General features: G+C 37.7%; 21 protein-coding genes. 4 read left to right on the top strand and 17 right to left on the bottom strand.

Features of this window, described 5'->3' with window-relative positions; genetic code table 11:
• Window positions 1-424: 424 nt before the first annotated feature.
• The 10 genes from JKA74_RS13580 to JKA74_RS13535 form a co-directional block, all read right to left on the bottom strand.
• The gene (locus JKA74_RS13580) at window positions 425-1,291 is read right to left on the bottom strand and encodes a shikimate dehydrogenase family protein (RefSeq protein WP_201431750.1); all 867 of its coding nucleotides are present in this window, start codon (window positions 1,289-1,291) and stop codon (window positions 425-427) included.
• A 242-nt stretch (window positions 1,292-1,533) separates the two neighbouring features.
• Window positions 1,534-3,294, bottom strand: coding sequence for a mechanosensitive ion channel domain-containing protein (locus JKA74_RS13575; RefSeq protein ID WP_201431749.1), 1,761 nt, complete (start codon window positions 3,292-3,294; stop codon window positions 1,534-1,536).
• Window positions 3,295-3,560: 266 nt separating this feature from the next.
• Window positions 3,561-3,734, bottom strand: coding sequence for a hypothetical protein (locus JKA74_RS13570; RefSeq protein ID WP_201431748.1), 174 nt, complete (start codon window positions 3,732-3,734; stop codon window positions 3,561-3,563).
• 116 nt (window positions 3,735-3,850) lie between these two features.
• Complete coding sequence (locus JKA74_RS13565; RefSeq protein WP_201431747.1) at window positions 3,851-4,432, bottom strand: porin family protein; 582 nt, start codon at window positions 4,430-4,432, stop codon at window positions 3,851-3,853.
• A 203-nt stretch (window positions 4,433-4,635) separates the two neighbouring features.
• Window positions 4,636-5,259, bottom strand: coding sequence for a hypothetical protein (locus JKA74_RS13560; RefSeq protein WP_201431746.1), 624 nt, complete (start codon window positions 5,257-5,259; stop codon window positions 4,636-4,638).
• Between the two features lie 412 nt (window positions 5,260-5,671).
• Window positions 5,672-6,238: a Crp/Fnr family transcriptional regulator gene (locus JKA74_RS13555; RefSeq protein WP_201431745.1), complete on the bottom strand. Its 567-nt coding sequence runs from the start codon at window positions 6,236-6,238 to the stop codon at window positions 5,672-5,674.
• A 169-nt stretch (window positions 6,239-6,407) separates the two neighbouring features.
• Window positions 6,408-6,851: a nuclear transport factor 2 family protein gene (locus tag JKA74_RS13550; RefSeq protein WP_201431744.1), complete on the bottom strand. Its 444-nt coding sequence runs from the start codon at window positions 6,849-6,851 to the stop codon at window positions 6,408-6,410.
• A gap of 17 nt (window positions 6,852-6,868) precedes the next feature.
• On the bottom strand, window positions 6,869-7,621 hold the full coding sequence (locus JKA74_RS13545) for a type 1 glutamine amidotransferase domain-containing protein (protein ID WP_201431743.1): 753 nt from the start codon (window positions 7,619-7,621) through the stop codon (window positions 6,869-6,871).
• An 88-nt stretch (window positions 7,622-7,709) separates the two neighbouring features.
• The gene (locus JKA74_RS20975; RefSeq protein ID WP_201431742.1) at window positions 7,710-8,741 is read right to left on the bottom strand and encodes a helix-turn-helix domain-containing protein; all 1,032 of its coding nucleotides are present in this window, start codon (window positions 8,739-8,741) and stop codon (window positions 7,710-7,712) included.
• A gap of 320 nt (window positions 8,742-9,061) precedes the next feature.
• Complete coding sequence (locus JKA74_RS13535) at window positions 9,062-10,198, bottom strand: two-component regulator propeller domain-containing protein (protein ID WP_236587802.1); 1,137 nt, start codon at window positions 10,196-10,198, stop codon at window positions 9,062-9,064.
• 86 nt (window positions 10,199-10,284) lie between these two features.
• On the opposite strand from JKA74_RS13535, the gene JKA74_RS13530 reads away from it, so the two are divergent.
• From JKA74_RS13530 to JKA74_RS13520, 3 genes are all read left to right on the top strand, one after another.
• On the top strand, window positions 10,285-11,157 hold the full coding sequence (locus JKA74_RS13530; RefSeq protein ID WP_201431741.1) for a winged helix-turn-helix domain-containing protein: 873 nt from the start codon (window positions 10,285-10,287) through the stop codon (window positions 11,155-11,157).
• A 179-nt stretch (window positions 11,158-11,336) separates the two neighbouring features.
• Window positions 11,337-12,905 carry a PD40 domain-containing protein gene (locus JKA74_RS13525; RefSeq protein ID WP_201431740.1) on the top strand — a complete coding sequence of 523 codons (1,569 nt, stop codon included), beginning with the start codon at window positions 11,337-11,339 and terminating at the stop codon, window positions 12,903-12,905.
• A 357-nt stretch (window positions 12,906-13,262) separates the two neighbouring features.
• A complete protein-coding gene (locus tag JKA74_RS13520) occupies window positions 13,263-14,282 on the top strand; it encodes an alpha/beta fold hydrolase (RefSeq protein WP_236587800.1) in 1,020 nt (339 codons plus the stop codon).
• 228 nt (window positions 14,283-14,510) lie between these two features.
• Here JKA74_RS13520 and JKA74_RS13515 read toward each other — a convergent pair whose 3' ends face one another.
• The 5 genes from JKA74_RS13515 to JKA74_RS13495 form a co-directional block, all read right to left on the bottom strand.
• Window positions 14,511-15,479, bottom strand: coding sequence for a hypothetical protein (locus tag JKA74_RS13515; protein ID WP_201431738.1), 969 nt, complete (start codon window positions 15,477-15,479; stop codon window positions 14,511-14,513).
• 549 nt (window positions 15,480-16,028) lie between these two features.
• Window positions 16,029-16,532, bottom strand: a complete 504-nt coding sequence (locus JKA74_RS13510) for a hypothetical protein (protein ID WP_201431737.1) — start codon at window positions 16,530-16,532, stop codon at window positions 16,029-16,031.
• A 413-nt stretch (window positions 16,533-16,945) separates the two neighbouring features.
• Entirely contained in the window at window positions 16,946-17,677 is a 732-nt protein-coding gene (locus tag JKA74_RS13505; RefSeq protein ID WP_236587798.1) for a hypothetical protein, read from the bottom strand.
• Between the two features lie 311 nt (window positions 17,678-17,988).
• Window positions 17,989-18,912, bottom strand: coding sequence for a helix-turn-helix domain-containing protein (locus JKA74_RS13500; protein ID WP_201431735.1), 924 nt, complete (start codon window positions 18,910-18,912; stop codon window positions 17,989-17,991).
• Window positions 18,913-18,926: 14 nt separating this feature from the next.
• Window positions 18,927-19,727, bottom strand: coding sequence for an SDR family NAD(P)-dependent oxidoreductase (locus JKA74_RS13495; RefSeq protein WP_201431734.1), 801 nt, complete (start codon window positions 19,725-19,727; stop codon window positions 18,927-18,929).
• A 453-nt stretch (window positions 19,728-20,180) separates the two neighbouring features.
• On the opposite strand from JKA74_RS13495, the gene JKA74_RS13490 reads away from it, so the two are divergent.
• The gene (locus JKA74_RS13490; protein WP_236587796.1) at window positions 20,181-20,555 is read left to right on the top strand and encodes a DUF4260 domain-containing protein; all 375 of its coding nucleotides are present in this window, start codon (window positions 20,181-20,183) and stop codon (window positions 20,553-20,555) included.
• A 200-nt stretch (window positions 20,556-20,755) separates the two neighbouring features.
• On the opposite strand, the gene JKA74_RS21010 is transcribed toward JKA74_RS13490, so the two are convergent.
• Both JKA74_RS21010 and dnaE read right to left on the bottom strand, forming a co-directional pair.
• The gene (locus JKA74_RS21010; RefSeq protein WP_201431733.1) at window positions 20,756-20,932 is read right to left on the bottom strand and encodes an SDR family oxidoreductase; all 177 of its coding nucleotides are present in this window, start codon (window positions 20,930-20,932) and stop codon (window positions 20,756-20,758) included.
• A gap of 164 nt (window positions 20,933-21,096) precedes the next feature.
• Window positions 21,097-25,392 (bottom strand): DNA polymerase III subunit alpha, encoded by a 4,296-nt coding sequence (gene dnaE, locus JKA74_RS13475; RefSeq protein ID WP_201431731.1) that lies wholly within the window; start codon window positions 25,390-25,392, stop codon window positions 21,097-21,099.
• Window positions 25,393-25,480 lie beyond the last annotated feature (88 nt).

Below are 25,480 nucleotides of genomic sequence, written 5' to 3'. Positions count from 1 at the left end.
CGGATTCTTTATACTTCATTCCGAGTCATCATCAATATACAAACGTATATAATATAATTAAATAAAAATAATTTTTATTTAATTATTTATATTAAAATATAAAATTATAAATATTTATGTATTCATTTTATTATACAAATATTCAAGCCGCTTAATTAGAAGCTCACAATACTTTATGGAGATAAATGATAGGGTTGATGTAATTGATGGTGGATTGGGCAATATTTGCGTCTTCAAAAATTCATACCTATCAATTTCAATAGCATATGAAACTAGTTGATGGTTATTACTTTTTTAGAAATCCAGTAGACTCTGAAATAAACAATACCCGCAGTCTTAAGCACTGTGACTACGGATTATCCATACAAGAGAGTTTGATTCATTGAAAAAGCTTAATTGCATCACAGGAAAAATAATACGGATTCTACTCTAAATTCCATGCTTCAGCAATATCCTTTTCCGTAATGGGTGATAATCCGTCAGCGTGTTGATACCCCTCAAAGTAAAGTTGAAATTGTTTGATCAGTTGTGCAGCATACATCCATTTGCCTGGAATAAACCGGATTGGCTTTTGATTACAATAAGCCTGAAGATGATTGGTTTTATTATCTTTCTCCGGCATATTATGGCAAAAAACCATTTTGCAACCTTCCAGTAAGTCCGCAAAACCCTTTGCCTCTAAAAAATCAGGATTGGAAGATATAGGTGTAGCATCCACTACCAAATCATAAGGCCCCTCAAAATGTTCAACACTTGCTATGCCCAATGCTTTTTTCTTCTCAAGCACCAGTTCCGGGTTTCTTCCTGTCATAGTGACCTTTATACCCAACTCCTGCAACACATGAAAAGCCACACCTGAAACTCCCCCATTCCCATAAATTACAGCGGATTTTATTTTCTGAGCTGATGCTTCAATACCTTTCACCAATGCTGTTTTCAAACCAAATGCATCGGTATTGTATCCGTACAATTTTCCAGAATTATTGACCACAGTATTTACAGCCAGAGTTTTTATGGCCAATGGTTCCACTTCATCAAGAAAAGGAATAATAGTGGATTTTAAACCACCTTTCCCGGTAACTGCACCTCCACGGGCAATAGGCGATTTCAATAAAGCCGTATAAGTTTCGGGGCTAACTTCATCAGGAAAGGTGAAATAGATTAAATTTAAACCTAATTTTTTAAGAGCTTCATTATGTTTTTCAATGGATGACTGGCTTCCTGAGGTGGAATAAAGAAATTTAGATTCAATATTTAAATTGACCTTATAACCGGAATTCTGAGTTGACATGCTGCACAAGTTTTAAATTCACCTTCATGTGTAACTACATAGAGTCAATGAGGCAATTGCACGAAAATAAGAGGTAATCTCCTGGTTTTCAACAATAAATTTAAAGTTTCCGTGAAATTTAATATTAAACTTTATCTAACTAAGCTGTCAACTTTCACCGCAATATATTTTATCATTCGTATAGTACCTGAGCAGGAATGAACTTTCACTTCTCTGATTTCCCTAAAGGAATAACAGCGACTTTAAATTACTTCATTTGAAGGAGAAAAACTATCCGGCTTTTTTTCTAAATCCCTATGGTAAACCGTCAACTGAGGATATGGTATTTCAATTCCCAACTCATCAAAACGGTTTTTTATCCTTCGTAGCAACTCACGTTTTACAATCCATTGCTTAAGAGGTCTTGTTTTCACCAGGAACTTTATCACGATAGCGGATTCTGCAAATTTATCAACACCAAGCATTTCCAGGTCACCTATGATAAATTGTCCATACTCTGAATCATCTTTCATTTGGGCACCCAGTTCCTGCAGTACCCCCATTACATTATCAACCTTTTCATTGTAGGATATCCCTATATCAAACACTACCCTTGACCAACCATGGGTCAAATTGCTAACTTCCAGAATCTGGCCATGAGGGATAAAATGGGTGACGCCTTCCAAATCTCTTAGGACAGATAATCTGAGACTCATGTTTTCCACCACACCAACTGTTTTATTGATTTTTACCACATTTCCCACTCTGTATTGATTTTCAAATAATATCATGAAGCCTGAAAAGTAGTCCTTCACGAGACTTTGAGCACCAAATGCAATTACAAGGGAAATTACCGCTGCACCTCCCAGTACTACAGTAAGATCTACGCCAACCTCAGATAACAACACCAGAAAACCTATAAAGACCGCAATAATAGTAATGATGCTACTGGACGCCAATTTCAATGTTTCTAATCGTTCAGTACGTTCTATACCAATCTTTCTTTTTATCATCCTGTTCAGGATAATCTTTACCACCCATCGACTCAGCATTGATAAGAGGAAAAATCCTACCAGAATGATGGCTATTTTTGGCAGATTGAACCTTATCCAGTAGGCTATTCTATGAGGAGCCATTGAACTCCTGAGAAACTCAAGGTGTGACCTGGCAGTTTCCACTTCCTCTTCGGCTTCGTTAACTACCTCAACTACCGGATCACGAAAACTTTCAAGGTTCTTTATTCTAACTTTTAGTGCAGAAATGAGTGCAGTATCCTGCGAAACCCTTCTGGTAATCTCTGACAGGCTACGCCTTTCCCCTTCAGCCTGTGACTGCAGTTTGTAGAGTTCCAACAAGCGTTGAGACACTTCTGTCATAGCTTCAGCCAAATCAAGGTCTTCTTTATTCCACCTGATTAGCTGATCTACTATAAGCAGATTACTCTTCGCATGCATCAATTCTGCGTTTAACCTATGAAGCTCTTCCTCGGCCTGCTGTTCTTTTCTATTTTGTGTTTCGGAAATGGCAAGAGACTGAACAGTTGTATCTCCAGCCGAAGGGAGCATTTGGACGGAGTCAATATTAATGCGTACCTGCCCGACAGTGATATAATTTACTACCCCCTTTTGTTTTTCAATTTTACCCTGAACAATAATTATCTGCTGCTCAATAGTCTGCCTACTCCGCAGGTGAAGATCCAATGAACTTAATACTTTCTCTCTTCTTTTTTCCAGAGCTTCATCACCGGATGCTGAACCAACAGCCTCATCTCGCTCCTGCTGAGCATCGAGTATGTTAAATTGCCTTGTAAGCACTTCTATCTCCTGCGCCAGTTGTCCACTGCGACTTTTCATCTGAATCAATCTTTGCTGATCACTGGCAATAAATTTTTGAAATTGTATGATAATCGCTGCTCCTGATATCTGTTCGGTATCCTGTGAGGCTCCGGAATCTTCCGGCATTTCCTGAGCACTGATTGATGTGAAGAGTAAAAAGGCTGCCAATACGCAGAAAATTCTTAACATATTATAATTGATTACTTCTCTTAAAGCGTGTTTATTGAATGCGACAGATTACTCTTCCTTGCAAAGAAGGTCTTTGAAATTAATGATGAAATATATCGGGGTGGAAAGTTAACTATAATTAGCCATTATATCTTACTACATCCAGAAGTGTAATTTATATACTTTTGACCTATGACAGAGAAAGCTTCGGGGAAAAGCTGTGAATCCACCAACAAAGGAATTTTCTTCCCAAGTCTTTTTTCCTTGGGAAGAAAATTGGGAGGAATCTATATTTCCCTAAATGTAGTGCCTACTGCAAGCACAATAAATCCTACTAGTAGTAGCACATAATTGTATTGACTTAGAATATCCACGTGTGCATAGTGACCAATTATTCCTAAAATACCTGCTGCGAGGCCAATAATCCATGTAATTTTTTTGGGTGCTGAAGGTGCTGCCATAATAAATATATTATTTTATAAGTGTTTCTTTAATTGATATGGATGTTGAAATGCAAGGAAAAAGAGGGGCAATCATATAAACCATTGTCCCTCTTTTCACTTAAAATGCTCCTCTATTATTTATGATTGAAAAGATAGAATACACCTATCTGATATCCTCGGTTGTAAGAATTTTCATTAGTACTTTCGTTAATATCGGTAAGGCCCATATTATACCTGGCATCAAATCCAAAATTTGAGCTTGGATTGATATAACCAACACCGAAACTAGCTCCTAAATCAATGCTGTTATAATCGTCTGTCAGGTCAACATTACTATCATTTACCTCACCTTTTGCACTCACTAAAACACCTACTTGCGGGCCCGCCTGCAATCTGAAACCATTGTTAAACATGTATTGTATTAATACAGGAACATTTACATAGTTCAGGTTTAATTTCATTTCTGTGTTATTGCTTGTGAAATCAGATCCTTGCGTAGAAAACACAACTTCCGGTTGGAGAGCAAACTGCTCATTTAAATGGAAATGGCCAATTAATCCAAGATGAAAGCCTGCTTTTAGATCTCCATCACTACTATTTTCATTAATAACGTTGTACAAATTCAGTCCACCTTTAATACCAATATTTGCATTTTGAGCCTGTACGGTAGTTGTAACCATAATAGCCGCGATAATAGCAATCAAATAAATTTTCATGTTTTCTTTTAGTTTAGAATACTCCCCTCCACTATTTTACAGAGTGAGAGTTTAACATGCCAAAGGTGGGGACATTACTGATCGATTTGTTATAGATGCCAAGGTATAAGTTATACATTTCACAGTTCCGGAAAAGTGATAAGATGTTGTGATTAACCTTAAAATGTTCACTACAAAAAAGCCAACTAAACTGACGAAAAAATTTAAAATTTGATTCCAAAATGAAGTCCCGGCTCAAGTAAGAAATAATTCGGCCACTTACTTTCCAATTCTGCAAATGATTGGGGCACATTGGTGTTTACAGGCCAGTGGGTGATGGCCAAAGATGGTTCTATAAACAGCCGATTTTTAAAAAGCTCAAAGTGATAACCCAAACGATAGGTCATAAACAACTGGTATCCATTTTGAATTTTTCTATTGTCTTCATCCACATACCTTTGTAAGGCATTCATTGCATGGATTGCCGTATAAGCGCCTTTCCATATAAAACGCTGATACACAAATGCAATACCAAACTCTCTAATGTATCCCGGGTATTTTTCTTCAGGAGCTTGATAGGAAACACCAAAGGGTATTCCCAAAGGCCAGGCATATTTCCATGTATTTGCTTCTACTGAAATTACATCTTCAGATGTTAAACGGTATCCAAAACTGAGTTGAGCAAAATCAGGTGCGTTGGGATCATCAGGAATAAAATTTCCTAATATGAAAAGTGTACTTCCCACGAAAAACTTTTTGTAAGTGGAATCTTGTGGTTGAGTTTGGCTGTTCGCCTTGGTAAAAGCGAAAGTAAAAACCAGAATTGATAAAATGAGTTTTAATTTCATAACAGTGCATTTTGTTGAATAGTCTTTCTATGATGCAAAGTTATGCGTGAGGTAGCTTTTAATTCATTCACTTAAGTTAAGAAAGAGAAGGCCTTGAATTCCTGTCGGCAGACAAAATTTATTTATGAAGAAAAATCAGCTCTTGTTCACAATAGAGTAATCTTTTTCCTACTAGCCTTTTTCAGAACTCACCCCTGATTCGTCTTCGACAAATCTGTCCCCTCTCTCCCGAGGAAAGAGGGGAGAAATCTCGTATAAATCAACTTTTTTTTGAAAAATCTTTATTGGCACTTCAATCACTAATTTAAAATGACTGCTCCTAATATTCCCTTCTCTTCAGAAAAAGCATGTGCCGACCCATCGGTAAGAAGGGTGGTTCCGCGGAGCGGAAGCGGGATGAGTTGAAATATCCTCATTTAATTCTTTTGCGTATGCGACTTAATGACTGTGGCTTCATTCCCAGGTAACTGGCAATCTGATACTGAGGGACTCTTTGTATTAAATCAGGTCTTGTGTTAAGTAAATTCAAGTAGCGCTGCTCAGGAGTAGAAGTCTTGAAATCGTCAAATGTAGCCTGGTTCTTCACTAATAGTTCTTCCGATACAAGACGGCATACTGTTTCAAAACGGGGGAATTTTTCGAACAAATCTGTTTCCTTTTCTGAATTACCCACCGATAAAATGGAATCTTCTACACAGGACACATAATACTCAGAGGGTTTTTTATTGACACTACACAGCGGAGTGCAAGATTCCGATTCGGTATAAAAGGCGGTGATTTTCTCTTCCCCATCAATTACATGATAGGTTCTTATGCATCCTTTGATGACAAAGTAACCATCATTAGAAAGATCCCCTTCTTTCAATAATACAGTCCCCTTTTTATAAGTCCGGAAGATGGCTAAGTCAGTTATCACTTTCCTTTCCTCTTCTGTAAGCTTAATATATTTTGAAATGAAATTAAAAAGTTCGTTTTCCATGGTAGTTTTATTAGTACTTAGGCTCATTCTTACATAAAAATCCTTGTGCCTGGCAATTGTATAAATCTCAATTGTATTTTATTTATTCAATAACCACAAATTAAAAGCCCAACACTTTTATTTTCAGCGAATTCAGTAGCCAAAAGCATTTTATTTAGTATGCTCCTATTTATTTATCACTTTTCGGATATTCTCTCCAAGTATAACTTTTATGGACAATTTTCCAGCTTCCTTCATATTTTAGTAGTAGAAAATAATCTGTGAAGATACGCCAATTCGGAATCACAATTTCTGCTTTTACAATTGCTGCATTGTTTTCAAAATCAATAGAAATTATTCTTCCGATGCGATTTACCTTTTCACCTTCTTTCACGTTTGAGATATATCTCTCCCCTGAACGAACTTGCAAACTATCTTCTGCTGTGACAAAATAAAGATTAAAATCCGGATGAAATGCTTTTTTCAACTTATCCGGTTCCCCATTTGCTGTGCCATCTATATAGAGCATGATGGTTTCAGAAATTTGTTGCATTTCAGAATGACTATTTTCTACCTGACAATACAAGGGTGTTAAAAATAATAGGCTAACTAGTGTAAGAATTAATTTTTTCATGTTATGTTTTTTATAATTTATTGTTGATTTTCTATAGCTTCGATAACTTTTTTTGCGACTGATGTTGTAGCTGATGGATCTTGTCCGGTAATGAAATTTCCGTCTATTACATAGAAATTATCCCTTTGCTTTTCAGAATGCATAAAATTACCATTGTTTTCTCTAATCTTCTCTTCAATTGAAAAAGGGAAGGTTCGATAGTATTCTGCTTCTTTGTTCTCAAATAAATCAGGATAACCGCTAATATTTCTATTTTGATAAAGCGAATTTCCTTGCTCATCTTTCAAGTTAATGATACCAGCAGTTCCGTGGCATACGGCAGAAACAATTCCGTTCTGCTTGTAAATACTTTCTGCTATACTTTTAATTTTTTTGTTTTCTGCTACTCCAAACATTGCTGCCCCTCCACCACTATAGTAAATGGCTTTATATTCAAAAGGATTGATGTTATTGGGGCTTTTCGTGTATTTTAGTTTATTCATCAATTCATTATTGTACAAATACTTTTTTTGAATAGAGTCAGATGTTGATATATAGCCTATGGGAATTGCCCCGCCCAAAGGGCTTATAAAGTCAACCGAATAGCCATTTTTTATAAAAACATCATAAGCCAATACTATTTCGGCAAAGTGATTGGAAGTACTAATCTGAGTATCTCCATAAGTGTGCTGATTTGAAGTTACTATTAATATCTTCTTTTCATTCGTATCTTTTTTTGAGCAAGAAGCCAAAAAGAATATCATTAAAAAATAGAAAGTTAATTTTTGCATGGTTTTATCATTTTTAACAAAGATGCTAAACACCTTTTAATGGTGGGTAGGAAATGATAAAACAGAAGTTCGGATTTATAGAGTCGTACTAAAAACCTCTATTTCTTCTATATTCGGCAGGTGTTTGCCCCACAATTTTTTTAAAAGTAGTAAAGAAAGTCGATTTTGAGTTAAAACCACTTTCATAACCTAAATCTTCTATCGGATAGTGATTTGGGGCTTGTAAAAATTCCTTTGCTTTTTCAATTCTGAATTCATTGATATAGGTTGAGAAAGATTTGCCCATTTTTTCATTTAAATACTGGGATAATACATGCTTTGGAATGCTAAATTCCTTTGCTGTTTCTGCAAGTGTTAGATTTGGATTGAGAAACATCTTTTTTTCAACTATTATGAACAGTTTTTGCTCAATTCGATCCAGCATTTCCTGCTCAATCCCTTTGTTTTTGTACTTCTCTTTCTCTTCAAAAAAAGTGGATTCTTTTTTGTTCTTGAAAATAAAAAGCAAAACAATTAAGTATAAGACAAATGAAAATGACAAAGCTCCAATAATATAAGAGGTATATGCTCCTATCATATATGAGGACCAAATAAACGTAATCCCTAAATAAATACTAATCAGCCACACATCTATATTTTTTAAATATACTTTCTCTTTGATCTTTCCAATAGCTGGTTGAACAAATTTGAAAGACATAATAATATATATGAGCCATTGAAGATAGATACCTTTTACAATCCATCTACTCCAAATGATTCTATTTTCCACATATGGATAAAGGATACCTAAAATGGTTATTCCTACTAAATAGGGAATGATGTGAATTGCCCATTTTGATTTTCCATTGTGGGTATATGACTTTAAATATAAAAACAGAAATGGACCAATTAGAATGCAGGCGGAAAGACCAATCTGAATAAAAATATTTGACAGTTGAGAATTAAAATAGAAAAAAACTGATTTAATGATTCGGATGCTTAAGGTTAAAAGTAGTAAGGCTAAAAAGTAATTAGAAAATTTTTTCTTCTTTGCGGTCAAGGCAAAATAAAATGTAAGTAAAACACCGTTAAATGCTCCTAACGCACTAAAAAAGAAGATAATTTGACTTTCAAAATTCACTTATCAGAAGTTTTGTTAATTGTTAGTTTTTGGGTCATGCTTCAGAATTTCAGATAACTGGTGAAAGTCTTCTCTTTTGCATGGCTGAAAATCCCTATAATGATTCATTAGGGAGTTAAAATAAGCAATTTGTAATTATTAATTTCCTTAATTGTAAAAATAATGACATAAGAACAAATATGGCTTCCCAAAGCTATATCAATAAATTAAGTTCTGGTATTTGTGTGAATAAAAAGCCTGGAGGATGGCTGCTGTTCCCACTGGTAATTTTTAATCTTCCCCATTCTATTATGAAAGCGATTCCCTCAAATTTCGAATGATTATTCTTCAATCTCTTTATCTCTAAAGTGATTAACCGTCTTTCCATCATAACTTAATATACCATCTACTGTTCCAATCCAAATAACACCTTCTTTATCCTCCGAAATCCCAAAAAGCATACCCTCACTGATAAGGATTGGATTGGCTGTCGGGTCAATGAGCAGGGAATCTTCTTTATATCGCGATAGTCCCCACTTATTAGATTTATTAATGGTATGACTTAACCAAATGCTTCCTTTTGAATCTTCATTGATATAACCAACAAACTGCTGTGTGAAATTAGTAAATGTACTTCCATCATACTTCCACAAACCATCACTGCCACCAAGCCAAATATTGCCTTTCCTATCTTCTATTATGGAACGAACATTCACAAAGGATTTACTGTCATAGCGCCACAATTGCTCACTGCCATTAAGCAATGGTATGCCTTCCTTATTTGTAAAATTGACAAAATTTTCTCCATCATAAATACTGACACCTCCCCTTGTTCCAAACCATAATTTTCCTGTTTTGTCTTCAATGATAGTACTCACATCATTATGGGGCAATCCTTCTTTGGTTGTAAAATTTTGGAAAGATTTCCCATCATAACGGCTTGCTCCCCCTTCAGTGCCGAACCAAATATTACCGGCTTTATCCTCATGAATATCCATTGTTCTATTGTGAGCAAGTCCATCATCTGTTGTTAGGTGTAAGAAGTTTTTACCATCATAGCGAAAAACACCATAATGGGTGCTTGCAATCCAGATATTGCCTTTGGAATCTTCCAAAGCATCAAAAGCGTCAAAGCTTTCAATGCCTTCCGATTTTGGAAGCTTTGAAAATGATATCCCATCATACAACATAACATCAGTAAATGAAGCCATTAATAGATTACCTTCTTTATCTTTCCTGATCTTACGAGTGATTCTGTCAGGAGCATTGGGATTGATTAATGTATCAAACTCTGTAATAGTAGGGATACTATTAAGCGACCTACTTTTAGACTGTTGTTGGTCATCTTTTGGCTGGTCTTTTTGATCTTGTTTTTTGCAGGAAAAGCACAAAATAAACAGTAATAACAAAGTATATGGCTGTAGGTGCTTCATCATTTTTTCTGTTTTGTTTATCCCCTTTAATTTTAAATCCATCATTTTTTATTTATTTTTCGTTATACTATGCATAAATGTACACCTGCTGCATAGGGTGATTCGATAAAAAATTGTAAAAAGAGATTAAAATGAATGTAAAAACTTCAAAAGCTTATCGTATCCTATTAAAAACCAGATATTTAATTTTATTTGGGGCTTGTATACTTTTACTTGTAGCTTTCAACCTATCGGTGCCAAAAGAAAAGGATTTGGCAGAAAAGCAGACCAGGATAGCATTAAGATCTATCGGGGATGATCTCTTAACCTATAATAATGACTTTCAATCTACATTACCACCGATTGAAAAGATACAGGATCAGAAATATCTTATAAAATTCAATCAGCCAATAGCCATTCACCCGGATAATTTGGCTGCTAGTTCGGTAGCACACTTAAGCCCGGAGATCTCTGATAAATTCATTGTCAATGTAATTGATGCAGACTTAAAAAATATTGTTTATGAGTTTGAAATCAACCATAGCAATGAAAAAAGCATACCCTGCAAAGGAAGGAATTTAAAAAAGGCTATGTACGAGATAGAAGTAGACCTTTATCATCAAAACGGCTCTAAGCTGGCACTTTCTTCAGTAAGTTTTACCGGTATATCCATTGTGCTGTTTATTTTCTTTGGGTTTTTAGCCGTTGACAGAAACGTTATAAAGTTAAGGTCCAAACCAAGACAATTGGCGTTGAGTTTAGACCGAATAAATAATCTTATTTCTTTCGATGACAAAGAAGTAAAGCTTACTGACAAAGAGATGGAGATCATGATCATTTTGACTAAAGATGAAGGTAAGCTTGTGGCAAGAGATTATATCATTGAGGAGGTTTGGTCAAAGCAAGGGGTAGTCACAGGAAGAAGCCTTGATATGTACATTTCCAGGCTTAGAAAAAAATTGGGAGAAATTTCCAAAGCTCAAATTATAAATGAGCATGCTAAGGGTTACAGGTTGATTAGTTAGCACCTTTTCATTTATATCTATCCCCTCTTTCTTGAATAAATTCACCTGTGTTTAAATCTAGTTTCGAGGTTATTCGGTGGTAATTTGCTGATGCGTTCAACATTTTGGACTAAGACATAAAGCCTCCGCATCTCCTATTAACTATAATTTCTTTATATTAACCCTAAAATTGAGAAGTTATGCAAAAGGTACTTATCGGATTGCTTTTGCTGGGCTGCAGCACACTAGCCATGGCGCAAAAGCGGAAGCTTCCTCCCAATGTTTCCAGCTTCAGCGATAATGAATATGCCCCCAAACTAGCAGCTGATGGTCGCACCATCATCTATTTGTCCGATAATACGATGTCCGGAAACCCTGAACTCTTTATCAGCTACTCAGTTGGTGGCAACAACTGGAAGCCGGGGAAGTCGATTGATATCCGCAATCAGGATATGATTCCCTTCGGTGCCTATAACCTTTCATATGATGGTCAGCAATTGATCTATGCCACTAAAAAGGGGCCAAAAATTGGCGGCTATGATATTCAATTTCAGCAAAAGGAGGGTAGCACATGGGGAGCTCTTATTAATCCGGGTAAACCGCTCAATTCTGCCTTGAATGAGATGGATCCCACTCTTTCAGCCGATGGCAAAACTTTATACTTTAGCCGTTGTGAAACGCTGGATCCCAATACTGGCAACTGCAAACTCTTTACCGCCAAGTACCTTGGCAATAATTACTGGAAAGAGCCACAGGAGGTTCAGCTAGACCTGGCCTCAACATCTTTCGTTAACCCGGTAATTTTGCCCGATAATAAAACCCTTTATTTTGCTGCTCTTAACAGCAGCGGTAATTACGATTTTTACATGAGCCGTCTGGAGGACGATAGCTGGAGCAAACCTGACCCTATGGACTTTTTGAACACGGATGCACACGATCGCTACCTTGGCGTAACCGCTTTGGGTGATGTGGTGTACATTCATGAACAAGATGAACGCAGTTATGATTTGTACATGGTCAAAGTGCCGGAGGAGTTTCAGCCTGCTAAGGTGTATTATTTGGAAGGAACGGTCACTAATCTGCCGGCTAAGGCATTGGTTAGGGCTACGGATGTTGTGACGGGCGTGGAGCTGGCCCGTTTAATCCTCGATCCGGAGGAAAAGACTTTTGGTATCTATTTACCCGAAGGCCATCAGGTTGATTTTTCTATCCAAACCAATGAGCCAGGCTTCGGCTATTACAATGAATTTTTTGATCTGGAAGCGATGGGTTCGTCTAAAAAAGTAGTGAAAGATTTCACACTTCCTACCTTAAAGGCTGATGAGCAATATCCGGTTTCCATTGCATTCAAAGAGCAATCTGTAGATTTTACAGCTGGTGCGGAGGAGGAGTTCGCCCGATTGATCGCACTAATGAAACAAAACCGTTCCTTCCTCTTTAATTTGGAGGTGTATCAGCAAAGCATCACCGAGTCAGAATTGTATACTGATAGTCTACCTGAAATTCGCTACGATACCCTTGCAACAGAAGCTGCAGTTACTTCTGAGGAGGATGGCACAGTTGCAGAGCAAGTATCTGAGGAAGAAATAGTGACTATTTACCACAATGACTTAACTCAAAAAAGGGCCAATGCCATCAAAGCTTATTTGTTGGGGAAAGGTGTACCAGAAAGCATGTTCAGCACAAGTGGTTTGGGTGAAAACTTTGAGCTGGATTATTTGGAGTCGGGTAAAGCTGTCGACCATAAAGTGATTGTCCGTTTGGAATAACGGTGTTTTGCTGCCCGCTTACAAATAGGTTTATAGATTCTTAAAATAGGTAGTTTAGCAAGAATGCTCTATCTATTTCAGTTCTCTAATTGGTACTGGTACTTTCTAATACTCTTTCTTTTCTTTTTGCTTGAACAAAAAGATACTATAATTCAAGGCTGTATTCATTTCTTAACGGCATTTTGTATTTCTAATTGGGAAACAAAAAAACTCCCTTCGGTCAAACATTTTGCTTCTTATCCAATTAGAAATACAAAATCCCTAAAATGAATAAGGCCGATCCCTTAATAAAAAGACAGAATTACCATTAAATTAAAAGTAGTACCTGAAAAAGAGCAGGTATTCACTGTATACTTGTTGCCTGTACTATATAGTTATGGTAATGATGGTAAAAGAGTGAGTTATGTAATTCTTATTCCGAAATATGTAAAGCTTATCGTTACATCAAGAGGTATGTTTGTATGTGCTACAGAAATTGAGAGCCGCAAAAGAAATATTTTAAAACAGAATGCTATGGAAACTGAAATAAAAGGTTACGATTTAACTATACCCGTAAATAATTTTCATTTGTCTTACGATGATGTCGGAGAAGGAGCCGTTCCGGTTATATTCTTGCACGGTTATCCTTTTGATAAAACAATGTGGCAGATTCAGCTTGATTTTTTAAATTCTTCCCATCGTTTAATTGCCTGTGATATCAGGGGATTTGGAAAATCAACAGATGAGGAATCACCATTAAGTATTGATTTGTTTGCTGATGATTTAATACAATTCATGGACAAATTGAGCATTGATAAAGCAATTCTATGTGGATTATCAATGGGAGGCTTTATAGCTCTGAATGCAATGAAAAGATTTCCTGCTCGCTTTGAGGCATTGATTTTATGTGATACACAGTGCGTTGCTGACACTATTGAAGTAAAAGAAAAACGCTATAAAACTATTGATGAAATAGCAGTTGATGGAGAAGAAAAGTTTAATGAAGGGTTTATTAAAAAGGTTTTCCATAAAGATTCAATCACAAACAAAAAGAAATTGGTTGAGCAATTGAGACGTGTTGTGTTTGCTAATTCGAAACATATTATCGTTCAGGGATTGGTAGCGCTTGCCGAACGTTCAGAAACCTGCTCCACTTTAAATGAAATAACCATTCCAACATTGATTATTTGCGGCAGAGAAGATGAAGTAACGCCACTTGCTCAGTCTGAATTTATGAATAAAAATATTAAAGGGTCGATACTTAAGGTTATTGATAAAGCGGGCCATGTATCCAATCTTGAACAACCCGATGAATTCAACCAACACCTTCTCGATTTCTTAACTACTTTAGTGGAAGGCGATTTTAATAAAATGAATGGGAGTGAAAGGATGACGTAATGATTATCAGCCTAAAAGTTTGGCTTGGAGAGATTATCGTAGTTATTGTTTATAACGTTTATGTATGTGACGTTGCTGGTCTTTGAAAGACAAACTGTCCCACGTAATAAAACGTTATTGAAAACTAAACTACAAACTTAAACCGAGCCCAGCAATGGCACATACATTTTGTTACCGCCAGTACGCGTTCATCGATATTTAATTTGTACGTAAGCCTGTGATAGTTTTTTATTGGTGGGACAAGATTTCTTTGAAGAAATCAACTCCGTACGACTGAAGTTTTTTGCGATCATGCCCAATGCCATCAACAAGAATAAATTTCGCGTTGACACCAGCTTGTTTGTATAGCCCTTCAGCATGAGGCCAACGTGATAGCGGGTCACTTCCGAAAAGAGAATCAACCTGAGTTGCCGCATCTTTATCCCAGCCATCGGTGAAATCGAGGGAGTCGTTGTCGTCATCGCCTCCCATGATTATAATTTGCGGTACAGCAGCAAAGGCTGCAAGGTCAAAGGGCTTGCCTGTTAATATTTCAATGTCCGCAATACCGGCTGGATAAGACAGCAATCTATTTTTAAAAGTTGAGACTGGAGCAACTGGCCAGCCACCAGGCGATCCGACAGCCACGGCCAGCACGTGTTCAGGATGCAACAACGTAAACCGGTTGGCAAACATGCCGCTAGCGGAAAATCCCTGCAATAGAACTTTTTGGTTGGATTGTATCCCTTTTGCTTTTAGTGAACTGCGTGCTTCTTCAATCATGGCGATTAACTGAAGGTCTATTCTGGCAAGATCTTCACGCTGGGTAGTAAGCGCATCGCGGTCTAACGCGTGGGTATAAATTTCCCAATCAATTGCGGGCCTGACGAAGGCGGGCACCAAGAGCACAACATTCAGTTCTTCTGCAATCTTGTGGCGTTCAAACCCCATCATCCACGCGTCTTTCTGGTGGACGCTGGCATCATCGGAATTAGTGCCTGAATTGTTCGGTTGCACAAGCAGAGTAGCAGCACCACCGCTTTCTGCTATATTTTGAGCTCCTGATGAAACATATAGGTAAAAATCCGCATAGTAGCCGTTGGAAGCGTTGGCTTTAAAATGCTGAGCCTTGAAATAGTAAGGACCAAAAAACCAGGCCGCTGTTAGTGCAGACACTAGAATCAATCCAAGAATGCTGATTAATATTTTTTTTAGCATAAAGTTTTAAATGAAACGTGGCATGAAGTATGAATTCCAAATAGTATGCCATTCGGTGAAAGCATTCTAATTGCGTTAAAAAAAGACTTTTAATAAAACTGGGTGTTCAGTTTTTTGAAGAGGGAGATCATAATCGAACACTTTCTAATGTTAAGTAATGTACTTTAGACGATTATTGTGGTCGCGAGCTATTGTGCGTGTCCTTGCGAAACGAATTTATTTAGAATTCAACGTCAAGTGAAACGAAGCCTTAAACTTTCCCGCGTCTTCATGTATACGGAATTTATTCAAAATCCGCCAAACACCAATGTAATTGCTCGGTATTAAAGAGTCGGAAACGTTATTTGATCGTTGTCAGCGAACGATTTTTTTCGTCCACGCGTATGTTTGTAAAGGCACTTAGTTTACAAAGTTAAAGTATTGGGTACACTAAACTTCCAACTGCTCATAGCTACAAATATTTAAATTTACAATTCGTGGCGGACTTTCCAACCACTATCGAAGTACCCTGACAGATAAAACCCCATTCTGGTGATGTTAGGCAATGTTTCATCTAAATGATTCTGATAATAATTTTGATTTATTGACATCATAAACACCCTGTTCCATCTCAAAAGCATCATATGAAATTCCCCAAAATGTAACATATTGCTCTAGTTCAAAATCTTCACCATCTCCATAATCTACAAATTTACTTTGCTCATTATCATAGGTTATGGGAACAAATATTGTGTGGGGATATTGAGAATCTCTTAATAGCTTTTGATAATGTTTAGCAATGGTAGGCATAACTACTCCAAGTCGACTAGTAAAGAGTTTTTCAAGTCCATAGACTCTAATATCGGTATCTTGGAATTTAAGAGTTAATCCTAAGTAATCGAATCCAGCATTTTTGCTTTCGAATTCCTTGAAGGTTTCAATTAATGGTCGTAGAAAGAATTTTCTAGTTCCGCTCTTGACTAAGTCCCATGATGCTCCCCCTAATACTATAAGAACATAATCTTTCAATTCAAGATTTATTACTATCTCGACAAAAGAGTCCCATATACCCATTGCAGCAGTTCCTGGGCGAGACTTAATGTTGACGATGCACTCTTTCTCAAGGTCTTTTTGAAGATCCTGAAAAATATCCCCCCCTGTATCTTATATGATAATGCTACCGATATTTCGTTCATATTTAATTCTGATTAACATTTTATAAAATGTTGAAAATCAATATTTTGTATTTTATTGATTTTCATTAATTCTTTCAATTTCTCTGCTCTCTCGTTAGCTTGCGGAGTCAATGACTTGGCTATAGTGGGAATTGCTGCCAACGCCACTGTATAAATTCGTGGCTGATTAAAAGTATAAAAATTTCAGTTAACTACCGAGTCAATCCTGCGGATTGACGGGCTTTCTACAAAGAGAGAAAGAATCAATGACCTGCTTACAGCCATGATTTATACAGAATGTTAGGCAATTTTTTATATTTTAAGTAGAGACAAATCCTTAAAATTATATGTGAAACAATATGTTTTGTTCAATTTATCCCAATCTATTATATCTTTCAAGAGAACAGAAATTCTTTCTTCAAATAATGGTAATTCTTTACAGTAGCCATTTATAATCTTAATTAAGTTGAAATTTTCTATTGTAGATGCCTCTACTGTTATGCCGTGCGTATCATATGGAGTACCGATGTACTTTTTATCTATTTTTGGTGTTCTTAAAAGTGAAACCTGACGTTTAGTTAAATGCAAAGTAACCAAGCGCTGTCTATTTGAACCAGTGGTTTGAAAAGTATCCACATCAAAACCTTTATGAACTAGCATATTTCTCACTCGATTCAATTCAATAAACCAATCTGTTTGTTTCAAATCCTTGAAAGTTTGCTTGAGGCCCTCATTTTTTAATTGAGTTTTATTTATATCTGGGTAATAATCAGAGAACTTTTTATCTACAATAGCCTTCGTGAGACAAACTAAGAGGTCTATGCTACTTCTAGCCTGTACTAAAAATGCTCTCATACAACTTACTATATCCTCAGTTCGTGGTTTATTTGTCCGTCCTTCTATCTGTTCTTGTAAGCATAAATAAGCTTTATTGTAGGATTTTAAAGATATGTTTTTAGAATTCAAATAAGAAGTTGCGGATTCTATTAAAATTTCATTTTTATGCTCAGAGGGTGGCTCATTAATTTTTATTTTAATTGCCATATTACAAACTTCACAACTCAAATTTATATCGTTTGTACAGTAGATGTCATGAAGGTTTTCCATACTTTGCATTATATCAATTTTGCCTAACATCCGAATAAAATAACCATAGTGTGTTTTATCCGCAATGTATTTTTGCTAACCGACAACAAACCACTGTAAACACTTACAAACATTTACAAATGACTTTCTGTCGGTTACTGTATTCAAAGTTTTGAACATAGCTTCTTACTGCATCAAATCCTAATATTCATCGAAAAGCAATGAATGATAGCTGGAAGAAGGTGGTAGGTTGGTCAAATTAATAAACCTCAGTTAAACGATTGTCTAAATTGCAAAGGGGAAAGATTGGTTTTTGCCCTGAACAGCTTGCTGAATGATTGAGGGTACTCAAAACCTAATTGATATGCTATTTCACTTACTGAAAGCTCTGTTGTTGATAGTACGTCTTTCGCATGTTCTATTAGCTTGTCGTGAATAAGTTGCTGTGCTGTTTGTCCAGTGAATTGTTTCAGACAATCGCTCAAATACTTGGGAGATAAATTGAGTTGCAAAGCCATATAATTTACGGTAGGAAAGCCATTTTCTTCCTTCGAGAAATAGTCATTCAATACACGTTCAAAGTTATTTAAAAGATCGTTGGTTTTGGGTTTACGGATAATGAATTGCCTGTTGTAATACCGATTGCAATGGGTTAAAAGCAAATCAATATTTGAAATGATTACATCCTGACTAAAATTGTCTATCGGTAAGTTTGATTCCTTTTGAATTTGGTCAAAAGTAGTCTCTATTGATTTTTGTTCTTCTTCCGAAAGGATCAATGCTTCATTAATGGCATAATTAAAAAAACCATAGCTTTTTATTTTCTGGCTTAAAGCATGACTTCTCAAAAAATCCGGATGAATAAGCAAAAGCCAACCCGATGAGGCAAAAGAAAAGTCCTTGTCAATAATACTCACCTGTTTGGGGGCAAAACAGGAAATGACCCCTTCGTCAAAATCGAAGGGTGTTTGTCCATATTGCATTTTGCACGGGCATTCTTTCTTTAATGTAATCTGATAAAAGTCCAGGATCAATTTTAGACGCTGGTTGTTTTCAACTTTCGGTAAATCTTCAAAGCGTAAAATACTGAATAATGGATGTTTTGGTTTTAAAACACCTACAGTCTTATGAAACTCAGAAATGGAGTTGAAATGAAGGGTCAATGTATCAGAATTCAATTTTCTGTTTTTCATTATCAAATTTACAACTATTTACCCAATCTTTTTCTGTACGATTTACCAAAGCTCCTGGCTAAGAAAGCATTAGGCAATAGGGCTGATAGCTTGGCCGCCATTCGGTTCATTCTTCCCGATACAATGTAGTGTTTTCTTTTATCCAACGCTTTCAGCATTTCGTCTGCCACTTGTTCGGGCGTTTGGGTAGAACTGTTATATTCCGTATTCAGTCCTTTACCTATTTCATTTTCTATTCCGGCAGCATTGTTAAAATTGGTTTTGGTCAATCCGGGGCAAAGTAACATGATGTGTACATTGTAAGGTTTACACTCCTCGGTTAAGGCTTGGGTAAAATGACGGACAAAAACTTTGCTGGCAGCATAAGTTGTCATATATGGTATGGGTATAAAGGAAGCCATGGAAGCAACGTTTATAATGGTGCCATTTCCACGTGCTTTCATTGGTTGCAGGAATAAATGAGTGAGTGCCACTAAAGAGGAAATGTTAAGTTGCAACATATCTAATTCTGATTGCAAAGGGAGTGCTGCAAATTCGCCCCCGGAACCGATTCCGGCATTATTGATGAGCATTTCGATTTCCAACTGGCGTTTTTGGGTTTCTTCAAAAATATCCTGAACGGTATTTGCTTTAGATAGATCTGCGGAAATATATTCCACCGAAATTTGATGTTGCCTGATTAGCTGTTCAGCCAATACTTTTAGCTTCGATTCGTTTCTTGCCACCAAAAGGAGATTGTGCTTTCTTTCTGCTAAACGGTTTGCAATGGCTTCTCCAATTCCACCCGAAGCTCCTGTTATTAAAACTACTTTCATTTCTTATTATTGAATGTTTAATGCAAAGTTCTGAAAGTATCCCATCTTAAAAGTGTCCAAAAGTCGGTTGCTTGTGTTCAAAATAGAGAAAGCTGGGTTGCGTTAGTCGTGGTGCTTGGCAAAGGCAGTCGCAACCTCGTCAGATCCTAACAATAAACCATAATGCAATGAAAACATTCAGATGGTGATTGATTACCCCCTGGCAATGGATGGTCAGCTTTGACAATACAAAAAAAAATACACCATATTGAAGAACAAGTGCTTATTAGAAGCAATAAACATAATATAAAATTAGAGAAGGGTAGTCTATGGGTTTGAAGCAATAAATTGAGCTTCGTGAAATCAAACCTTTAGCAGAATAAGAAAACGCCAAAGGTGAAATTATTGACTTTTATCAAGAGTTCCTGAATCAAAGTTTCAGACCTTCGCTTCTCAATATTAAATTCAGCAACAATGACAAAAGCAATGGGTACCCTGTTAAAACTTGAAGAAGTAGGCATGTTCTTTCTCTCCATCATTTTATTTAATCAACTAGACTATACCTGGTGGATTTTTCCTGCCTGCCTTCTGCTACCTGATATTTCTATGATTGGTTATTTGATGAATCCAAGAACAGGTACCTGGATCTATAATTTTTTCCACCATAAACTGGTGGCCATCATCACATTTTTTATTGGGTTGTGGTTGAACGAACCCGTAGTCACATTAGCAGGGGTTATTTTATTTGGCCATTCTGCAATGGACAGAATGTTTGGTATAGGTCTAAAGTACAAGGAAAGTTTTACACATACGCATTTAAGCCGTATTGATACCAAATTGCAGCATTAGGATAGGAATACAAACCTAAGTTGATTCCAGGAAAAGAATTGAGTATAGCTGATTCCGTCTGGTTTATGTGAGGGTTTTAGCAAATCCAGAGGTGGAATTTGACGATAGGATTAGGTTCGTTTACCCCCTATATGTAATTGTAGAGTAATCAAATAAAGCATAAGAAGCCGTCTCCAAGTCAAATATGGGGCGACTTCTTTTTAGAAAAAATTCTTATTATAAGCATAATTGGTCAGACCACCATCTACATGAAGTTCTGTACCGATGACAAAGCTTGCATCATCTGAAACTAGGGATAATATGATTTTCGCCATTTCCCCTGGTTGACCTAACCTTTGCAGTGCTGTAGATGATTCAAAATAGTCCAGGGTTTCCAAGACACCTGCAAAACGAAGGTGCCGTGGGCATGTGCTTAAACTAAATAAAAATTGGACATAGCAGGATCAACATGTTGGTGATGGCTCTCCCAATCCTACCATTTCCGTCATCGAAAGGACAAATTAACCGTATAATAATCATCAAATTCTACGGCTACAATTAGTTAAGTCAAAATCTTATAGCTCAATTCCGGCAGCCTTCTTAAGCCGGCTATCAGTTCGTTGGTTGGGCTTACTTTGTATTTGCGCGACATGGCATCCACCAAAAAGCCCTGGTTTTTATCTGTAATCTGAATCTGCACACTGCACTCGCCTTTAAAAGTCTGGCATAGGTTGTCCAACTCGCTGATCATTGCTTCATTAATGTCCTGCAAATCCACAGTAATCTGAAGGCCTTTGCTACGCTTATTTCTCAATTCCGACAACAACTCAAAATTGCTGATCTTGAATTCCAGTGCGCCATCGCCCCATTTTTTGCGGGCTACCCTGCCGGAGACATACACAAACCAGCCGGTTTCCATGAAATTCTTATAGGCCAGGTAATCATCTCCAAAAAGGAAAAAATTGAAAGAACCAGCGTAATCTTCAATGGTAATGGTACCGAAAGGCTTGCCTGTTTTGGTAGTTCTATGAGCTACGGAAGTGACAATTCCACCCAGCTTCACTTCATTTTTACTGGCTAAACTTTCCAGGTCATTGAGCTCACTCAAGGCCGTATTGCAAAAGCTGTCCATTTCAAAGCGGTATTCATCCAGTGGATGGCCGGAAATAAATAGCCCTACCACTTCTTTCTCAATGTTCAATTTATGCAGCTCCGAAAAAGGCTCCATCGCCTCCACCCGTGGCGGTGGAATGGCCACTCCGGTATCTCCGCCAAAAAGGGAGGTCTGCGAACTGTTTTTTTCCTGCTGAATTTTCTGGGCGTACTTGATGATCTTCTCAATCAAATTGGAGTCATCACCATTTCCCTCCAGAAATTGTCTTCTATGATATTCAGTAAAGCAATCAAAACCACCGGCCATGGCCAATGCTTCAAAAGTCTTTTTGTTGACACTTTTGAGAGGGATCCGCTCTGCAAAATCGAAAATATCTTTGTAGGTTCCATTTTCTTTCCGTTCTGTAATAATACTTTCAACGGCTGCACTTCCCGCCCCTTTTATGGCTGCCAACCCAAAACGTACCTGCCCGGCATCATTTACTGTAAATCCGGCATTCGATTCGTTTACATCCGGCCCCAATACCGCCAACTCCATCCGCTTACATTCTTCCATAAAGAAGGTAACATCCGTGATGTTGTTCATATTATTGCTCAACACCGAAGCCATGTATTCAGCCGGATAATGTGCTTTCAAATAGGCAGTTTGGTAGGCAATCCAGGCGTAGCAAGTAGAGTGGGATTTGTTAAAGGCGTAGGCAGCAAAAGCTTCCCAATCTTTCCATATCTTCTCCAGCTTGTCCTTCGGATGACCTCTTTCCGCTCCCTGATTAACGAATTTTGGTTTTAATTCTTCCAGAAGGGAAAATATCTTCTTACCCATTGCCTTACGCAAAACATCGGCCTCACCTTTGGTAAAACCAGCCAGCTTTTGCGAGAGCAACATCACCTGCTCCTGGTAAACGGTAATTCCGTAGGTTTCTTTCAGCAATTCCTCCATCTCAGGCAAATCGTAGGAAATTTCCTCCAGTCCGTTTTTCCTTTTTACGAAATTAGGAATGTACTCAATCGGGCCCGGTCTGTAAAGGGCATTCATGGCAATCAAATCAGAGAACTCTGTGGGCTTTAAATCCCTCATGTATTTTTGCATACCTGGAGATTCGTACTGGAAAATCCCAACGGTTTCACCCTTTTGGAAAAGCTCATAGGTCTTTTCATCATCCAGCGGAAATTCCTCCGGATCGAGCGTGATTCCATGCCTTTCCTCCACAATGCGCACCGCATCTTTAATAAGCGTCAGGGTTTTTAAGCCCAGGAAGTCCATTTTCAACAAGCCGGCATTTTCCACCACGGCATTGTCAAACTGGGTGCAATACATGTCTGAATCCTTGGCCAGTGCCACGGGAACAAATTTGGTAATATCATCCGGTGTGATAATAATACCACAAGCGTGAATACCGGTATTTCGTACCGAACCTTCCAAAATACGGGCCTGCTTAATCACTTTTCCGGCCGGGTCATCTATTTTGGCCAGTGACAATAATTGCTCAGCCATGGCGATGGATTCCCCATTGTTCTTGAGTTTGGCAGATAATTTTTTTCTATCCCCTTCCAAATCAAATAAAGCCTTCAACTTAATGTCAGGAATTAGTTTGGCAATTTTATCTGCCTCAAAAAGTGGCAATTCCATTACCCTGGCCGTATCACGAATGGCAGATTTGGCCGCCATGGTACCGTAGGTAATGATCTGGGCTACCTGGTTAGCACCATATTTTTTAATCACATAATCGATAACCTTCTGTCTCCCATGGTCATCAAAATCAATATCAATATCGGGCAATGACACACGATCCGGATTTAGAAAACGCTCAAAAAGGAGATCATACTTAATAGGATCCATATTGGTAATTCCAATACAATATGCTACGGCAGAGCCCGCTGCGGAACCCCTTCCCGGCCCCACTGCCACATCCATTTCACGTGCGGCAGTAGTGAAATCCTGTACAATCAGGAAGTAACCCGGATAACCCGTTTTTTCAATAGTAGCCAGTTCAAAATCCAGTCGTTCCTTTATTTCGGGCGTAATTTCTTTATATCTCTTTTCTGCCCCTACATAGGTAATATGTTTCAGGTAGGCATTTTCTCCTCTCTTACCACCATCCACCTCATCTTGGGGATCTACAAATTCCTGAGGAATTCCGTATTTCGGCAAAAGCACATCTCTTGCCAGTTCGTAACCTTCAATTTGTTCAGCAATTTCAGCAGTACAGGCTATCGCTTCCGGATATTCTGCAAAAAGCTTTTTCATCTCCTCGGGAGATTTGATGTAAAATTCATCATTGGGCAATCCGTAGCGGAATTCACGTCCTCGTTTGCCAATGTATTTTTTAGGCTTGCTCACAAAATCTCCATCTTTCACACAGATGAGGATATCATGTGCCTCCGCATCATTTTTATTGGTATAGTAAGTATTATTGGCAGCGAAGTATTTAACCTCATACTTCTTAGCAAATTTCAACAACACTTCATTTACTTTCTGCTCTTCAGGAATTCCATGCTGGTTCAACTCCACATAGAAATTCTCTCCGAAATTTTCTTTCCACCAGATAAAAGCATCTTCTGCTTGTTGCTCCCCAGCATTTAAGATGAGGAAAGGAATTTCACCCCACACACCACCTGTAGTAGCAATTAAATCTTCTTTATATTGAATGAGCACTTCCCTGTCAATTCTGGGGACATAATAGAAGCCTTCTACAAATGCGGTAGAAGATAATTTGGCGAGATTATGGTAGCCATTTTTATTTTTGGCCAACAAAACAGTTTGATAGCCATCATCTTTGTTCTTTTTATTATTTCTATCCTGACAGAGGTAAAATTCACAGCCTACAATAGGTTTAATTCCTGCCTTATGTGCCTCTTTTACAAAGTTATATGCGCCCATCATATTTCCATGATCAGTCATGGCAATGGCGGGCATATCCAATTCCTTGGCTTTGGCCATCATGGCCGGAATTTCAGTGGTGGCCTGCAATACGGAAAATTGTGTATGGCAATGCAAATGAACAAATGGAGTATCATCCAGTCCCGAAATATCTGCTTTCTTGGCCTTTTTCAGTGCATCTTCAGCTGCTTTTTCATCGCTTTTACTACTTCCCTGGTCAAAATTGGCCTTTGCCAATACCGGTGGTTCATAATGAATAGCCTCTACGAGTGTGTCACCCAATGGCTTTATCACTTTTGCAGTAATCAGCCCGAAGAAACATTTGGCCGTAGCATCCACATCGTAAGCTGCATCATGGGCATCACCAAAACCTTTGCCAAATAGTTTAGTATGGAGCTCAGTCAGTGTCGGCCATTTAAATTTACCTCCTCTCCCACCGGGAATGGCACAGAATTCTGTGGATTCATCTTTGGTATCAATGATCCGTTTGCCGGTGAGCACCTTTTCAGATAAAGCCTTCCGAAGCATTTCTGCTCCCATAATGGAAATATCAAAGCTGATATTATGGCCAACAACGACCTCTGTTTTTTCAAGCACTTCCTGAAATGCCTGTAAAACCTCAATCAGGGGTTTTCCCTCTTTCTGTGCTTTTTCTGTGGAAATACCGTGAACCTTTTCAGCATTATAAGGAATGTCATATCCTTCTGGTTGCACAATATGATTTTGCGCATCCAGCAGCTTACCCTTTGCATCATGGAGTTGCCAGGCAATTTGTACACAACGTGGCCAATTGTCGGAGTCCGTCAAAGGAGCGTTATAATTTTGGGGCAATCCGGTGGTCTCGGTATCGTAAATTAAATACATAGAAAGCTGCTGAGAAGATTTTTGAATTTCAGATGTTGAAATTAATTAAAGTCGGGGGATTAAGGAAGATAAAAAATGAATTGTTGCT

The organism is Marivirga aurantiaca (assembly GCF_016679925.1).
In the GTDB taxonomy this organism is placed as follows: domain Bacteria; phylum Bacteroidota; class Bacteroidia; order Cytophagales; family Cyclobacteriaceae; genus Marivirga; species Marivirga aurantiaca.
This window is presented reverse-complemented; position numbering and strand designations above follow the sequence as displayed.

Coding starts and splice junctions, on each gene's coding strand:
- JKA74_RS13580 (WP_201431750.1), bottom strand. CDS start 1,291: ATGTCAACTCAGAATTCCGGTTATAAGGTCAATTTAAATATTGAATCT.
- JKA74_RS13575 (WP_201431749.1), bottom strand. CDS start 3,294: ATGTTAAGAATTTTCTGCGTATTGGCAGCCTTTTTACTCTTCACATCA.
- JKA74_RS13570 (WP_201431748.1), bottom strand. CDS start 3,734: ATGGCAGCACCTTCAGCACCCAAAAAAATTACATGGATTATTGGCCTC.
- JKA74_RS13565 (WP_201431747.1), bottom strand. CDS start 4,432: ATGAAAATTTATTTGATTGCTATTATCGCGGCTATTATGGTTACAACT.
- JKA74_RS13560 (WP_201431746.1), bottom strand. CDS start 5,259: ATGAAATTAAAACTCATTTTATCAATTCTGGTTTTTACTTTCGCTTTT.
- JKA74_RS13555 (WP_201431745.1), bottom strand. CDS start 6,238: ATGGAAAACGAACTTTTTAATTTCATTTCAAAATATATTAAGCTTACA.
- JKA74_RS13550 (WP_201431744.1), bottom strand. CDS start 6,851: ATGAAAAAATTAATTCTTACACTAGTTAGCCTATTATTTTTAACACCC.
- JKA74_RS13545 (WP_201431743.1), bottom strand. CDS start 7,621: ATGCAAAAATTAACTTTCTATTTTTTAATGATATTCTTTTTGGCTTCT.
- JKA74_RS13535 (WP_236587802.1), bottom strand. CDS start 10,198: ATGATGGATTTAAAATTAAAGGGGATAAACAAAACAGAAAAAATGATG.
- JKA74_RS13530 (WP_201431741.1), top strand. CDS start 10,285: ATGAATGTAAAAACTTCAAAAGCTTATCGTATCCTATTAAAAACCAGA.
- JKA74_RS13525 (WP_201431740.1), top strand. CDS start 11,337: ATGCAAAAGGTACTTATCGGATTGCTTTTGCTGGGCTGCAGCACACTA.
- JKA74_RS13515 (WP_201431738.1), bottom strand. CDS start 15,479: ATGCTAAAAAAAATATTAATCAGCATTCTTGGATTGATTCTAGTGTCT.
- JKA74_RS13510 (WP_201431737.1), bottom strand. CDS start 16,532: ATGGGTATATGGGACTCTTTTGTCGAGATAGTAATAAATCTTGAATTG.
- JKA74_RS13505 (WP_236587798.1), bottom strand. CDS start 17,677: ATGGCAATTAAAATAAAAATTAATGAGCCACCCTCTGAGCATAAAAAT.
- JKA74_RS13500 (WP_201431735.1), bottom strand. CDS start 18,912: ATGAAAAACAGAAAATTGAATTCTGATACATTGACCCTTCATTTCAAC.
- JKA74_RS13495 (WP_201431734.1), bottom strand. CDS start 19,727: ATGAAAGTAGTTTTAATAACAGGAGCTTCGGGTGGAATTGGAGAAGCC.
- JKA74_RS13490 (WP_236587796.1), top strand. CDS start 20,181: ATGACAAAAGCAATGGGTACCCTGTTAAAACTTGAAGAAGTAGGCATG.
- dnaE (WP_201431731.1), bottom strand. CDS start 25,392: ATGTATTTAATTTACGATACCGAGACCACCGGATTGCCCCAAAATTAT.